Genomic DNA, 13,483 nt, shown 5'->3' with positions numbered 1-13,483 from the left:
GGTCCGCTGAGCCGCCCCCGTAACGCGGCCTCAGGCCGATCCTGCCCCCTGGGAGACGGCCGGGAACGGCACGAGGGCCACTGTTACGTTGTCGTGGCCCCCGCCGTCCAGGGCGTGGCCGACGAGCACCCGGGCGCTGTGCAGCGGATGCGCGGCCGCGTCGAGCGGGACGACCCTGGCCATCTCGTCGGCCGCCTCCGCGTAGTTCCACAGGCCGTCGGTGCAGACCACGACCACGCCGGGCCGGTCGGGCTTGAACGCGGCGGTGTGCGGTTCCAGTTCGTAGGCGTCCGCGCCGAGCCAGCCGGTGATCGCGTGGGCGCGCTCGTCGGCGTAGGCCTCGGCCTCGCTCATCAGGCCCGCGGCGACCATCTGCGCCGCCCACGAGTCGTCCTCGGTGAGCCGGGCGGGGGGTGCGCTCCGGTCGACCGGGACCCAGTAGGCGCGGCTGTCGCCGACCCAGCCGACGATCAGCAGACCCGATGTGACGACGGCGCCGACGATGGTGCACGCGGGGGCGTTCTGGTGCGGGGCGTGCTCGCGGGCCGTGGCGGGTTCCGCGGCGAGCGAGTTGACCGCGCGCGATGCGGCGATGATCGCGTCGTGCATCGCCTGCTGCGGGTGCGTGCCGCGCGGCAGGGCGGCCAGCAGTGCCTCGCTCGCCGCCTTCGACGCCGCCATCGAGGCGTCGTCGGGGCGGGTCGCCGAGGAGACACCGTCGCAGACGATCGCCACGGAGGCGGGTGAGCCGTCCGGCAGCGCGGTACCGCCGATGGCGAACGCGTCCTCGTTGCGGTGGTGGCGCAGGCCGCGGTCGCTGACCGCGGCCACCGGGCCGGACTCCTGCTCCATGTGGTCCCGTTCGCGCGGCTGGGCGTGGCCGCAGTTCTCGCAGTAGCCGTCGTCGTCCACGCGGCCGGCCCGGCAGGCCACGCAGACCTTGCCGCCGGCGCCCGCGGCCTGCGCCGCCGGGTCGGCGGACACCCGTGGGTCCGGTGCCTGGAGGAGGTACTCGTCGGGCTGCTGTGCCTGGTAGGTCTCTGACTGTGCCGGATATCCCCCGGGCTGTGGGGCGTAACCGCCGGGCGCCGTGGGGTGGCCGTCGGCCTGGGGGTGTGCCTCGGCCCGGGCCGAATGGTCGAAGCGGACGCCCGCGGCCGGCGGGGCACCGGGGGGCGGGGGTGGATCCAGGGGCAGCGCGGAGCCGCCCGAGTCCGTGCCCGGGAGGTCCGTCGGCAGGTGCGCCGCCTGCGATCCGCCCGTGCCGTCCGGCCCGGCGCCGGGCCAGGCCGTGCCGGCGGGCGGCACCGACGGCGGCTCGGGATACGCACCGGCCGGAGCGCCCTGCGCGGGCACCGAGCCGTTCATGGCGATGGTCGGGTTGTCCGCCGGCCGTGCCGGCACGGCGGACAGGTCGTATCCGCACGCGCCGCAGAAACGGTCACCCGACTCGAGGGGTTCCTCGCAACTCGGGCAGGCGGACAACTGGGGCATCTGCGACATCAACTACACCCACGTCCGGGGGCGGTAACGATTGGCACGTTCCACCAGGTCGATCCTCTCCTCGCCGCCGCGCGCCAGCCGGGCCAGCGTGCGGTACGAGCGTTCCAGGCCGAAACGCAGGCCCCGCTCGTCCAGGCCGCTGCCGAGCAGCGTCCGTCCTCCGGCGGCGGGAGGGGCGGAACCCTGGCCCCCGGAGAGTACCCAGTCCAGCGCGCAGCCGAGGACTTCGGCCGACAACTGCTCGCGGCGCGCCGGATCCAGACCGTACGCCTCCAGGGCCTCGACCTGCGCCGCGGCGGCCGTGAGGTCCTCCAGGAACGGTACGTCGGACGCGGTCGCCGTGCGTTGCCGGAGCCGCGCGCGGACGGCGGCCACGCGCGCGGCCGTGTAGTGGATGGAGGACTCCGGGACCGACTCCAGCGTCCGTACGGCGCTGCGCCGGTCCCCGGTCGCCAACTGCACGCGGGCCAGCCCGAACGCGGCGCTCACATAGCTCGGGTCGGTCGACCACACCAGCCGGTAGTACTCGGCGGCGTTGTCGAGCTGCCCCAGCACCTCCGCGCACAGGCCCAGCGCCAGCTTGGGCGCGATCTCGCCGGGGAAGGCGTCGTAGATCGCGTCGAAGGCGAGCGCGGCGCCCTCGTCGTCGCCCGTCACCAGCGCGGCCACGCCCCGGTACCAGACCACCCGCCAGTCGTCGGGCCGCTCCCCCTCCAGCGTGACCAGCGCCTCCAGCGCGGCGGGCGGATCGCCGGTCTCCAGCCAGGCCCGGATCTGCCGCAGCCTTGTCTCGATCGAGGGGGCCGGAGCCGCCGCGAGCGCGCCGAGCAGCTCGGCCGGGGCCGAGGTCATCAGGCCCGCCAGGAAGCCGGCGTTGGGGTCGGACGGGTCGACGCGGGGGACGGGGAGGGCGAGGGCGGCGGCTGCGGTGTCGACGGGTTTGACGAAGCCGTGGGGGCTGGGGAGGCTCTGCACGCCGCCGGGGCCCGGCCCGGTCGGGGCTCCCGCGGGCCCGGCAGCGAGCCGGGCGGCGTGGGGCTGGGAGGGGACAGCGGGGAGCGCCGCCGCCGCGGAGGTGCGCCGTTTCCGCACCACCCTCGCCCCGAGCCGGGACACCTCACCGTCCAGCTTCGGGAACAACTCCGTGTCCGTGACCCGCAGCTCAGGCCCGAACAGTGTGGACAGGGCGGGCCGGGCGCGGCCCGTCTGGAGGGAGACGACCTCCCGCAGGACGCCCGTGAGCTGCTCGGTCATCTCCTGCGCGGAGGCGAACCGGCGGGCCGGGTCGGGGTCCGTGGCGCGGACCAGGAGGCGGTAGAACGACTCGTACTGCCGGAACACCTCGATGTTGTCCGGGTCCGGCAGGGAGTCGACGTAGACGTTCGTGTAGCCCTGGAAGTCGAAGGTCAGGACGGCGAGGGTGCGCGCGACGGTGTAGAGGTCGCTCGCCACCGACGGGCCTGCCTCGGCGACCTCCGGCGCCTGGTACCCGACCGTGCCGTAGATGGCCGACTCCTCGTCGTCCATCCTGCGCACCGCGCCCATGTCGATCAGCTTGAGCTGGTCCTCGGTCTGGATCGCGTTGTCGACCTTGAAGTCGCAGTACAGCAGGTTGCGGCTGTGCAGATGGCCGAGCGCCTCCAGGGCCTCCAGGCCGTACGCGCAGGCCTGCTCCACCGGCAGCGGGTCGCGCCTGCCCTGCGGGGTGCGGCGGGCGTTGGCGATCTCCTTCAGGGACTTGCCGCCGACGTACTCCATGACGATGTAGCCGTCGAGGGAGCCCGTGCGCTGGTCCAGGTGCTCGACGAAGTTGTAGATCCGCACGATGTTGGCGTGCTCGATCTCCGCGAGGAAGCGACGCTCGGAGATCGCCGCGGCCATCGCGTCCTGGTCGCCGGTGTCCAGCAGGCCCTTGAGGACCACCCAACGGTCGGAGACCGCCCGGTCGACGGCCAGGTAGATCCAGCCCAGTCCGCCGTGCGCGAGGCAGCCGACCACCTCGTACTGGCCGTGCACCACGTCCCCGGCCTTCAGCTTCGGCACGAACGAGTACGGGTGGCCGCACTTGGTGCAGAAGCCCTCCGTACGTCCCGGCCGGTCGCCGCGGGCACGGCCCACCTGGGCGCCGCAGTCGGAGCGCGAGCAGAACCGCTTCCGCTCGGGCACTTCCGGGTTGTCCAGGACCATTTCGCGCGGGTCGGGCCGCGGGATCGGCGGGACCTGGACCAGTCCCGCCCCCAGCCGGCCCCGGGACGAGGAACCGGCGGCGGAGCCGGAGCTGCGCACCGACACCGAGCGGCCCGTCGCCTTGCCCGACAGGGAGCGCGAGAGGCGGCCCGACACCGAGCGGCGGGACTTCGACGACTGGGACGACGTTCGCGAACTGCGGCTGCTGGAGCGGGAGCTGCCGCTGCCCCCCGAGCCGCGTGAGCCGCCCCTGCCGCCGGCGGTGATGCCGGTGGGGGGTGACCCGACCATGCCGTTCGGCGCGACGACCGGGGCGAGGCCGCAGGTGTCGCAGTACAGTTCGCCGCCGCCCACGTCTTCGTAGCTGCCGCCGCAGGCGGGGCGTTGACATGTGCGTGCCCCACTCATGGACTCCCCCTCGTCGCTCATGCGCCCGGCCCCCTCCGGTCGTCCTCCGGCACGCCCTGGTCCGGCACCCGCGGGCCGCCGAGCAGTTCCGCGGCGGCCTGCTGGTAGCGCAGCACGGCCTGTTCGGCGGCGCGCAGGTCGCAGGGGGCGCTCCACAGCATGCGGCGGGCCTTCTCGTACCGCTCCACCAGCAGCGCGTCCTCGGCGAAGCCGTGCCGGGCGACCTTCGCCTTGTAGGCGTCGAGACGCCCGCGCAGCTCGGCGCGGACCGCGAGGGGCGCGGTGACCGCTGTCAACGACTCGCGGGCGCGCAGCAGCTCGTCCTCCGCCTTCTGCTCCAGCGACTCCAGGAGCGGGGACAGGCGGTGCCACTGGGCCTGTCTGCGGTACTCGGCGGCCGCCGCCAGCTGCTCCTGCAACGCGGTCGGCGGTCCGCTGACGACCGGCACCTCCGTCGCCGCGATCTTCGCGAGGACCTCGCCGCGGGCGGTGCGCGCCTCGGCGAGCGTACGGTCCGCGCGGCTGAGGACGTCCCGCAGTCTGACGATCCGCTTCTCGGCGTCCTGCCGTACGGTCAGGACCGCGTCGATCTCCCGGCGTACGTCCTCCAGGGCGCGCGCCTCCCGGTCGTACACCGTCGTGTCCGGCCTGCCGCCGCCCGGAGCCGAACTGCCCTCCGCGGCCACCCAGAACGCCAGCGGGTCCGAGACCACCTGCTCGCGCAGCTTCGTGAGCGTGCGGGTGATGCGCTCCAGGTCGTCGCCCGCCGGGTGCTCGCCGGGGCGCACACCGACCGAGTGCGCCAGTCGGCGGGTGCGCTGGAGCTCGGCCGCCAGCAGGTCGATCCGGGCCGGCAGCGCCGACCAGACCGCGTCGGCCGCGACGACCATGTCCAGGCTCGTCGCGTACAGCTCGTTCATCCGGTCGACGAGGGTGGCGAGCGAGTAGCGTTCGCTGAGCTTGCTCCCCGTGCCGTGCAGCGTCGGGGCGTTGGCCGTCGCCGTGGCGCTGCCCGCGACCGTGACCGACTCGCCGTTCAGCAGCTCCGTCAGCTCCACCAGGTCCTCGCGGCTGGACCAGCGGCGGCGGGCCCGGATCTCCCGGGCGGTGCGCAAGGCGTCCGTGTAGGCGTCGAAGTACGTCCACAGCAACGTGATCGACGCCTCCGTGGACGTCCAGCGCTCCTGGGTGACGCCGGTGAGCTCGGCGCCCTCCAGGAGTCTGCGGCCCGCGTGGTCCTGGAGGGCGAGGAGCGAGGTCTCGATCGCCTCGTGTTCCGCGCCGAGCCGCGCCAGCGCACGGTCCACCTCGTCCCGGTCCATCACCGGCCCGGTGGATCCCGTGACGCCCATCGATCACCTCTCGCTGCGGTTGTGCCGGTTGGGGGGTCGGTGCGGTGGTCAGGTCGTGCGGAGGTACTGCGGTGCCGGTGGTTCCGACTTCTCCGGATCCCTGCCCAGTGTCGCCGACAGCCACTTGCCGTACGACGCCTGCCAGCCGTTCGCGGTGTCCTTGCGGTAGTCCACCAGGATCTGGTTGACCCGGCGTACCAGGTCGTCGGCGTCCTTCTTCATCGCCACGCCGTAGTACTCGGCAGTGAAGGCGTCGCCCTTGAGCTGGACCGTCGGATCCTGTGCCGCCTGGCTCGCGGCGAGCGCGCCGTCGGTGACCACCGCGTCGACCTCACCGAGCTGGAGCCTGACCAGGCAGTCGAGTTGGTTCGGGACGGTCGTGGAGATGTCGGTGCTGGCGGGGAGTTTGCCGTCCTTCTTGTCCGCTTCCAGCGTGGAGTACGCCGTGGAGCCCGCCGCCGTGCAGATCCTCTTGCCGGCGAGCGTGTCGTCGTAGCCCTTGATCGGCGAGGACTTGGGGGCCAGGACCTGCTGTCCCGTCTTGAAGTAGGGCGCGGAGAAGGCGACGTCCGCGATGCGCGCGCAGTTGATCGTCATCGTGCGGACGACCATGTCCACGCGCCCGTCCTTGATGGCCGGGATGCGCTGGTCGGTGGGGATCGCCTTGAACTGGACCGCGTTCCGGTCGCCGAGTATGTCCTCGGCGATGCGGTGGACCAGGTCGATGTCGAAGCCCTCCAGCTCCGCTGTCTTGCCGCTGTTGGGGTCGCGGTAGCCCCAGCGGTAGCTGTTCTGGTCGACGCCGACGATCAGCTTGCGCTTCTCGCCCTTGCGGTTCTTGATCGCCTGGATGGTGTCGCCGTCGGCGGAGGAGGGCGACAGGGTCTGCTTCTCGGGGGCCTCGCAGTCCTCTTCGGCCTTCTCGGCCTTGACCCGGGCGGACTGGGCGACGGCCTGGCCGTCGACGGTCCTTGGTCCGGACAGCGGGACGCACAGTGCGAAGACGGCCACCAGGGCACAGACGACCGCCATCGCGGCCACCCCGCCCCAGCCCTTCAGACTGGCCCGCAGACGTCGTGCTCCCATGGTCGCGCCCCCTTTCACCCGTGTCCCGTTCATCGGTACTCCGACAGCCTGCGGCCGATGCCGAGCACCGCGCCCGCGGCGCCCAGCACGGCGAGGACGGCCGCGCCCGCCGACAGGCCCGTCAGGGCGTCCCGGCCGTCATCGGCCGCGCGCTTGAACTCGGTTTCCTCATGCGCGAGTGCCGTGCGCAGGTTCTCGTCGACGCTGTCGAAGCACTCCCCGGTCGTCTTCCCGGTGCCGATGACCTTGTCCAGCGCCTGCTGGTAGTTGCCGTTCTCGTCCTGCTCACGGGCCGCGGTGTGGCGCTTCTTCCACTCCGTCATGTTGCCTACGGCGGCGGTGACGGGGTTCTCGCCCGATGCGTCGTCGGCGAGCTTCCCGGCGGCCGCCAGGTACTTGCCCAGGGCGCTCATGTCCGTGCGGAAGTCGTAGTCGTAGGCGTCGTAGGTCTCTTCCCCGACCTTTTTCGTCTCGGCGCCGCGGGCCACCAGGGTCAGGTTCTCGTTGCCCCGTGCCTTGAGGGAGGCGATGCGGGCGTCGTGCAGCACGTTCAGGGAGCGGACGCCGTGGTCGTAGGAGTCGTTCAGGCCCGCGCGGGCGAGGCTGTGGCCGACGACCAGCCAGAGCAGGACCACGGTCGCGGCGGCCGTGGCGGCGACCAGGCCGTGGTTCAGGACGCGGTTCGTGCGCTGGTAGTTGCGGTGCTGGGCCCAGGCGAGGGCGGCCAGAGCGAGGACGCCCAGGGCGATGGCGGCCCACGGGTAGGGCGTGGCGTCCGCGTAGTCCGCGCGCAGGCGCTGGTTCTCCTTCTTGTACAGCTCCTCCGCTGCCGGGAGCATCTGCTGCTGCATCTTCTCGTTGGCGTAGCGGAGGTAGGCACCGCCGACCGGGAAGCCCTGGCGGTTGTACGTGCGAGCGCGCTCGACCAGGCCCTTGTACTCCGGGAGGAGTCTGTTGAGCTTGGCGATCGTCGCCGCGGACGGGGAGTCCGGGTCCGAGTTGGCCGCGGCGTTGACGAGTTTCTCCGCGGCCGTGCGGATGTCCTTCTCGTAGCGGTCGCGGGAGGCGGCCGTCTCCTGGCCACCGGCGAGGAAGCCGCTGGAGGCGGCGGTGTTGGCGTCCGCGAGGGAGCGGTAGATGTCGGCCGCGTCCGAGCTGAGGGGCTGACTGCTAATGAGGACGTCGTCGGCGGCGGCCGCGCGGTCGGTCATCTGCCAGGCGGTGACGGCACCGAAGGCGACGACGAGGAGGGCGAGGAGGGCGCCGATGATACGGAGGCGGCCGGGCTCTGTGGTGGCGGCGGCACGGAGTTGGTCCAGTCCCTCGGCGAAGGCGGTACGGCGGGGCTGGGGTTCCGTACGGCCGTGAGGAGGCTGGGCCGGTGGCGTCGGTTGTACCTGTCCTGGCTGGGCCGGTACCGCCGGGAGGGTGGGCAGGCCCGGGCCCGTTGGTGGTGTGCTGCTCGTCGGCAGGTGTGTCACTGTGACCTCCCCCGTGGTCATCCGTCGCCGCAAGTATCCCTTTCGGCACTGACATCCGCACCGCCCTTGCCTCGATCTTGATCTGATCGCAGCGCGAGGCACCACCCCTTGCCCAGAAACACGTCGGGGGGATCGGTTCGGTTCCCGCCGGCGATGCGCGCGGCTACTCCACGTAGCGGCGGAACCCTTGAGCCAACGCCGCGAAGCCGCACGCTTAGTAGAAGCGATGGACGTACTCGTCGTCCGCTGCCGGCAACTGCACCTTGTAGCAGCCGGCCGACTCTCCCAGGCGCACCGCTGCCTCCATCAGTTGACGCCCGACGCCCCGCCGCTGAAAGCGGTCGGCCACCACCACGTTCTCCACGAACAGGATGGCCCAGCCGCCGCGGGTGAGATTCGGCATCACAATGCAGTCCGCCGTCCCGGCCACGGCACCGTCCCCCTCGGCGACCAGCACGGTTCGCCCCTGCTGCCCGGATATCGCCGCCAGACGGCCTCTGCAGACGTTTGGGTCAACGGCGCGTCGTCCCGGTTCAGTTCGCCGTAGAGACCCAGCAGGGCTCCCAGATCCGCCTCGGTCGCCGCCCGCACGGTGATCTTCATGGGGTGAGCGTAGAGCGCGGGCATCGGCGCACGTCAGAGTGGACACCGTCCAAGACGAGGATTGAGGTCCGACGCACCATGGCTGATTTCGACAGATACGGCACCTGTACGCACACCGCCGAAGACCTGGTACGACTGGTCAGTGCCTGCCTAGGAGTGGCATTCACGGAGCGCGAGAGCGACTACCGGGGCGTCTACCACGTCGCCGACCTCGACGGCGTCCGTGTCGAGGTCCAGCCGAATGAGATCCCCGGGGACGACGAAGACGAACCGTGCAACGCGGCGAACCCGGAATGCCACGTCCTCGTGCTGACGACCACTCCGCTCCCCGACCCCACCTTGCGGACCCGGTTGGAATCCGTCGAAGGCCTCGTCCATCTGGGGCACGAGTCCGTGTGAGAACCGGGATCGGCACTCGCTGTCGGTCGCCATGCCCCCAGGACGGTCAGTCCCCCGTCGGGGTCTCCCTGCGGCGGAGAACGATCAGGGTCGTTCCGCCGATCAGGAGCAGGGTGATGGCGATGCCGGCGATGAGGGGGGTGACGCCCGAGCTGCCGGTTTCGGCGAGGTTGGTGTCCGTCGCCGTGCCGCCCACCGAGGCCGGGCTCGGTTCGCTGAGGGTCTGCGTGGCCGTGCCCGTCCCGCTGCCCTGGACCTGGCAGTCCAGCATGCCACTGAAGCGCTGGGTGAAGCCGCCCGGCCCGTGGATCGTGAAGTCGTACGCCTGGTCCTCCTGGAGGGGGACCGTCACCGTCCGGGACTCGCCCGCGGCGATGGTGTGCTCGAGGCCCTCCAGTTCGAAGGTGAAGGGCTCGTCGCCCTTGTTGGAGGCGGTGATGTCCACCCCGCCCTCGGCGCAGTTCTTCGCCGCCGACAGTGCCGGGACCGCGCCCTTGTTCGCCCAGGTCGCCCCTGCCGTCGCCGACACCGTCGACTCGCTGGAACCGGCCAGGATCTGCGTCTGGCTGCGGCTCTCGGAGGCGAAGGCACGGCCGACCGGCACGGTCGTCGAGGCCTGCACGGTCAGGTCCGCCATGCCCGCCGCCGCGTCCTGGGGCACCTCGAAGAACACCTGCCCGCCGTCGGACGTGGACGTGACGGCCTTGCCCTGCTCGTCGACGATCCGGACCCCGCTCGTGGCGGCGTCCGCGGGCGGGCTCACCGTCACGCTGCGGGCGTTCGTGTGCACGGTCACCGGGCCCAGCCGCTCCCCCGGCCGGCCGGAGACCGCCGGCGGGTCGAGGGTGAGCGAGGCCCGGGGCTCGGGCCGGCTCCGGGCGCTCTTCTCCAGGTAGTCCGCGAGCTGCTCGGCCTGCGGGTCGAGGGCGTCGACGGCCACGTCGTCCGAGTACCGCCAGATCGCCACCTGCGTGCCGGCTGCCGCGTCCTGCTCGGTCAGCGCACCGCGGACGCCCGCCTTCCGTGCCAGCGCCGCCAGGTCGTTCACCTGCGGGTAGGAGTTCTGAAGGATCCAGCGGATCCGCCCGGCGTCCTTGTTGGCGCCCAGGGACGTGCCGCTCCAGGGCGTCTCGTGGTACTTGGCGTCCCGCTGCGTCGGGTTGTGCAGGTCGACGCAGTACGTCTGGAGCGTGCCGCCGCCCTCGACGGACATCTCGAACAGGCCCGCCGACACCTGCTGGTCGCCGGTGGCGCCGTGTATCACCGCTGTGCCGTACGTCTTGAGCCCGGCTATCGTCGCGGTCGCTCCGCCCTGACTCCGCGTCGTCTCCTCGGCGGCCGCCTGTCCGGCACCGGCCAGCACGCCCGCGGCGACGAGCCCGGACACGAGCGTCGCGGCACCGAGGCGGGCAGCCCCTCGCCTGCGTACGAACACCGCAGAGAACGAAGCAAACACCAAATTCCCCTTCGAGCAGGACCCGTTGACGTGGGGGGTACGGTCCCACCAGCAGAAACACAGGCCTCACAGGTCGCAAGAGCCCCGAGAGCCATGCCCGGCATCCTAGGTACGAGGCGGACGCCGCTCGCCGGTGAGACGGTCGGACGAGTGATCCGACTCGGAATCGTTATCGCCAAGACCCCTTGTGAGCAGGGCTTATCGACAAGTCCACCCCTGATTTTTCGGTGCGCACTCGCCGATAAGCCTCAGTTCGGGCAGGTGCGGGGAGTGATTGACGTTACGTCAATACAGCAGCTTCCGGAGGTTGTTGGGCGGGAGCGTCCATCGGGCTCGACGAACCCTCCTGCGTGGTCTCCCAGTTGGGCTCCGGCTGTGCCGGTGCCGGAGCCGTCTCCGGTTTGCCTCGGCGGCGGAACGCCGAGGTGCCCCAGGCCAGGTCGTGTCCGATCGCCACCGCGTCGATGTCCGCCGACGTCCAGCTCTGCCCCTCGCGCACGTCGGTCCGCACCTTCAGCCTGCCCTGGACGATCACCGGCTCGCCGACCGTCAGCGACGCCGCCGTGTTCGTGGCGAGCTGCCGGTTGGCCCACACCGTGAAGAAGTTGGTGTGCCCGTCCGTCCACATGTTCTTCTCGCGGTCCCAGTAGCGCGCGGTCACCGCCAGCCGGAACCTCGCCGACGGGCCGGACGCCATCTCCCGGTACACCGGCTGCGTCGCCACCCTGCCGACCGCGCAGACCATCGTCTCGTTCATCGCGAACCCCTCCCTCGCCCGGACTGCGACACCGGGCCCACATGCGTACGGGCCCGTCCCGTACGGCTGCGTCTGCCAGACTGCCGCCGCCGGGCCGAGCCCGCTGAGCGCTGTGGATCACCGCCCGCCTGTGGACAACGCCGTCACCCGGACGAGTGACGCCGAGCTGTGAGTGAGTGATGCGGGCAGCGAGTGATGCCAACGGCCTAGTGGTGCCAAAGGGGTGGTTGAGGCAGAGGGCCGAGCGACACCGAGTGGCATCCGGCCCGTCACAACCGCCACGCCCCCGGAGTCACCGTCCCGGCCCAAGCGTCACCTCCCCGCCCCCACCACCCTCCCGTACTGCTCCCGAACCTCCCGATACCGCAGCAGCTCCGCCGCCACGGGATCCAGCACGCGGGCCCTCCCGCACCCGGCTGCCGCCTCTCGCAACCGGCGTTCCGCCTCCAGGCCGTAGCGCCGGGCAGGCCCCCGCGCCGCCATCCGGCAGCTCCACTCGATGAGCGGGCCGCCGACGATGCCGATCACCATCAGCAGCACAGGCACGCCCAGGTTCGGCGACATGACGCCGACGATCTGGCCCAGCAACCACAGGCCGCCCAGGAACTGGAGGATCGTCATGGACGCCTGGGCGAGCACGGCCACCGGCCACCACCCCGGCCGCGGCGGCCGCCCCGTCGGCACTCCCGCGCGCACGCTCAGCTCGTCCAGCGCCTCGGGCAGCCCCCTGGAGCCGCGGACGGCCGCCTCGCGCACCGCCTGCGCCCAGGGCGCGGGCAGGCCCGCCGTGGCCCGGTCGGCCACCGTCCGTACGGCGTGCTCGACCCGCTGCCGGGCGGTGGCCTCCTCGTCGGCCTGCGTGCGCGAGGGGAGCCGCCCCGTGGTCGGCTCGCCGCGGTCCTGGTACCAGCGCCACAACCGCAGCCAGGGCGTGCCGCAGGCGCGGTTGGCGTTGCGCAGCCACGCGCGTTCGGCGGCCTCGCCCGCCGCCGTGGCGCCCACGGCGTCCGCGAGCCGGTCCGCGAACTCCTCCCGGGCCTGTTCGCTGAGCCCGGTGCGCCGCTGCGTGGCGTAGACGGGCCACAGCCGTGCCGCCGCGATGTCCACGTCGGCCGAGATACGGCGGGCCGGCGCCGTGCGCTCCGCGACGAACTGGCCGAGTGCCTCGCGCAGTTCGCCGACGCCGTCCCCGGTGAGTGCGGACAGCGCGAGCACGGTCGTACCCGGTTCGCCGTACTCCCCGAGGGCGATGCCGTCCTCGTCGAGGAGCCGTCGCAGATCGTCGAGGACCTGCTCGGCGGCCTCCCCGGGCAGCCGGTCGATCTGGTTGAGGACGACGAACATGACCTCCGCGTGGGCCGCCATCGGCCGCAGATAGCGCTCGTGGAGGACGGCGTCGGCGTACTTCTCCGGGTCGACCACCCAGATGACCGCGTCGACGAGCGCCAGGATGCGGTCCACGTGCTCGCGGTGCTGTACGGCCGCGGAGTCGTGGTCGGGCAGGTCGATGAGGACGAGTCCGTGCAGCTGCGATTCCCCGTCCCCGGTCGGCAGCGGACGCCGGCGCAGCCGGGGCGGGATGCCGAGCCGTTCGATGAGACTCGCCGCCCCGTCGCTCCAACTGCACGCGATGGGAGCGGCGGTGGTGGGGCGGCGTACCCCCGTCTCCGAGATGGCCACCCCGGCGAGCGCGTTGAACAGCTGCGACTTGCCGCTGCCCGTGGCGCCCGCGATGGCGACGACGGTGTGCTGCCCGGAGAGCCTGCGCCGCGCGGACGCCTCGTCGAGCACCCGGCCCGCCTCCGCCAGCGTCCGGCTGTCGAGCCGGGTGCGGGAGAGCCCGACCAGTTCGCGCAGGGCCTCCAGGCGGGAGCGCAGCGGCCCGTCGTACACCAGCGGGGACGCCGCCGGCGGGGCGGCGGGGCGGTTGTCCAGCACGGCGTACTGGTGCCCTCCGGTGGTCTCGTCGACCCGCCGAGCGATGAGCCCGTCGTCCCAGGTGCCCGCGGAGCCCGGGGAGCCCGGGGAGCCCGGGGAGCCCGGGGAGCCCGGGGAGCTTGTTGGGACCGGGGAGTCCGTACGGGCGGAGGAGTCACCGTCCCGCACGCGCGCGTGGGCGCCGTTCGTGCTCCCGCCCTCGGAGGCGTTCCGGGAGGCCTTCGCCGACGGGTTCCCGGCAACTGCTGCCTTGTCCGCGTCGCCCGGCTGTTCGGCGCGCTCGGTGTGGTCCTGGTCAGTGACGGCGGCCACC

Annotated in this window: 10 protein-coding genes; 1 reads left to right on the top strand and 9 read right to left on the bottom strand. The window is 72.4% G+C overall.

The features are described 5' to 3' along the window. Positions 1 to 30: 30 nt before the first annotated feature. The 6 genes from SCNRRL3882_RS26555 to SCNRRL3882_RS41915 form a co-directional block, all read right to left on the bottom strand. A complete protein-coding gene (locus tag SCNRRL3882_RS26555; protein WP_010046759.1) occupies positions 31 to 1,503 on the bottom strand; it encodes a PP2C family serine/threonine-protein phosphatase in 1,473 nt (490 codons plus the stop codon). A gap of 3 nt (positions 1,504 to 1,506) precedes the next feature. Beyond that, positions 1,507 to 4,098: a serine/threonine-protein kinase gene (locus tag SCNRRL3882_RS26550; RefSeq protein ID WP_029181648.1), complete on the bottom strand. Its 2,592-nt coding sequence runs from the start codon at positions 4,096 to 4,098 to the stop codon at positions 1,507 to 1,509. A 17-nt stretch (positions 4,099 to 4,115) separates the two neighbouring features. Beyond that, entirely contained in the window at positions 4,116 to 5,450 is a 1,335-nt protein-coding gene (locus SCNRRL3882_RS26545) for a hypothetical protein (protein ID WP_010046762.1), read from the bottom strand. Between the two features lie 48 nt (positions 5,451 to 5,498). Further along, positions 5,499 to 6,536: a glutamate ABC transporter substrate-binding protein gene (locus SCNRRL3882_RS26540; protein ID WP_173937292.1), complete on the bottom strand. Its 1,038-nt coding sequence runs from the start codon at positions 6,534 to 6,536 to the stop codon at positions 5,499 to 5,501. Positions 6,537 to 6,565: 29 nt separating this feature from the next. Then, complete coding sequence (locus SCNRRL3882_RS26535; protein ID WP_010046764.1) at positions 6,566 to 8,017, bottom strand: hypothetical protein; 1,452 nt, start codon at positions 8,015 to 8,017, stop codon at positions 6,566 to 6,568. 214 nt (positions 8,018 to 8,231) lie between these two features. After that, positions 8,232 to 8,474 carry a GNAT family N-acetyltransferase gene (locus SCNRRL3882_RS41915; protein WP_010046767.1) on the bottom strand — a complete coding sequence of 81 codons (243 nt, stop codon included), beginning with the start codon at positions 8,472 to 8,474 and terminating at the stop codon, positions 8,232 to 8,234. Positions 8,475 to 8,698: 224 nt separating this feature from the next. Here SCNRRL3882_RS41915 and SCNRRL3882_RS26525 point away from each other — a divergent pair, with 224 nt between their 5' ends. Beyond that, entirely contained in the window at positions 8,699 to 9,019 is a 321-nt protein-coding gene (locus SCNRRL3882_RS26525; protein WP_029181649.1) for a hypothetical protein, read from the top strand. A gap of 46 nt (positions 9,020 to 9,065) precedes the next feature. On the opposite strand, the gene SCNRRL3882_RS26520 is transcribed toward SCNRRL3882_RS26525, so the two are convergent. From SCNRRL3882_RS26520 to SCNRRL3882_RS26510, 3 genes are all read right to left on the bottom strand, one after another. Continuing rightward, a complete protein-coding gene (locus SCNRRL3882_RS26520; RefSeq protein WP_078602963.1) occupies positions 9,066 to 10,475 on the bottom strand; it encodes a Cys-Gln thioester bond-forming surface protein in 1,410 nt (469 codons plus the stop codon). A gap of 280 nt (positions 10,476 to 10,755) precedes the next feature. Beyond that, a complete protein-coding gene (locus SCNRRL3882_RS26515; protein WP_010046771.1) occupies positions 10,756 to 11,232 on the bottom strand; it encodes a single-stranded DNA-binding protein in 477 nt (158 codons plus the stop codon). A gap of 312 nt (positions 11,233 to 11,544) precedes the next feature. After that, a complete protein-coding gene (locus tag SCNRRL3882_RS26510; RefSeq protein WP_010046773.1) occupies positions 11,545 to 13,482 on the bottom strand; it encodes a YfjP family GTPase in 1,938 nt (645 codons plus the stop codon). Position 13,483: the final 1 nt, after the last annotated feature.

It is taken from the genome of Streptomyces chartreusis NRRL 3882, assembly GCF_900236475.1.
In the GTDB taxonomy this organism is placed as follows: domain Bacteria; phylum Actinomycetota; class Actinomycetes; order Streptomycetales; family Streptomycetaceae; genus Streptomyces; species Streptomyces chartreusis_D.
Note: the sequence above shows the minus strand (reverse complement) of the source record. Positions and strands in the feature narration are given on the sequence as shown.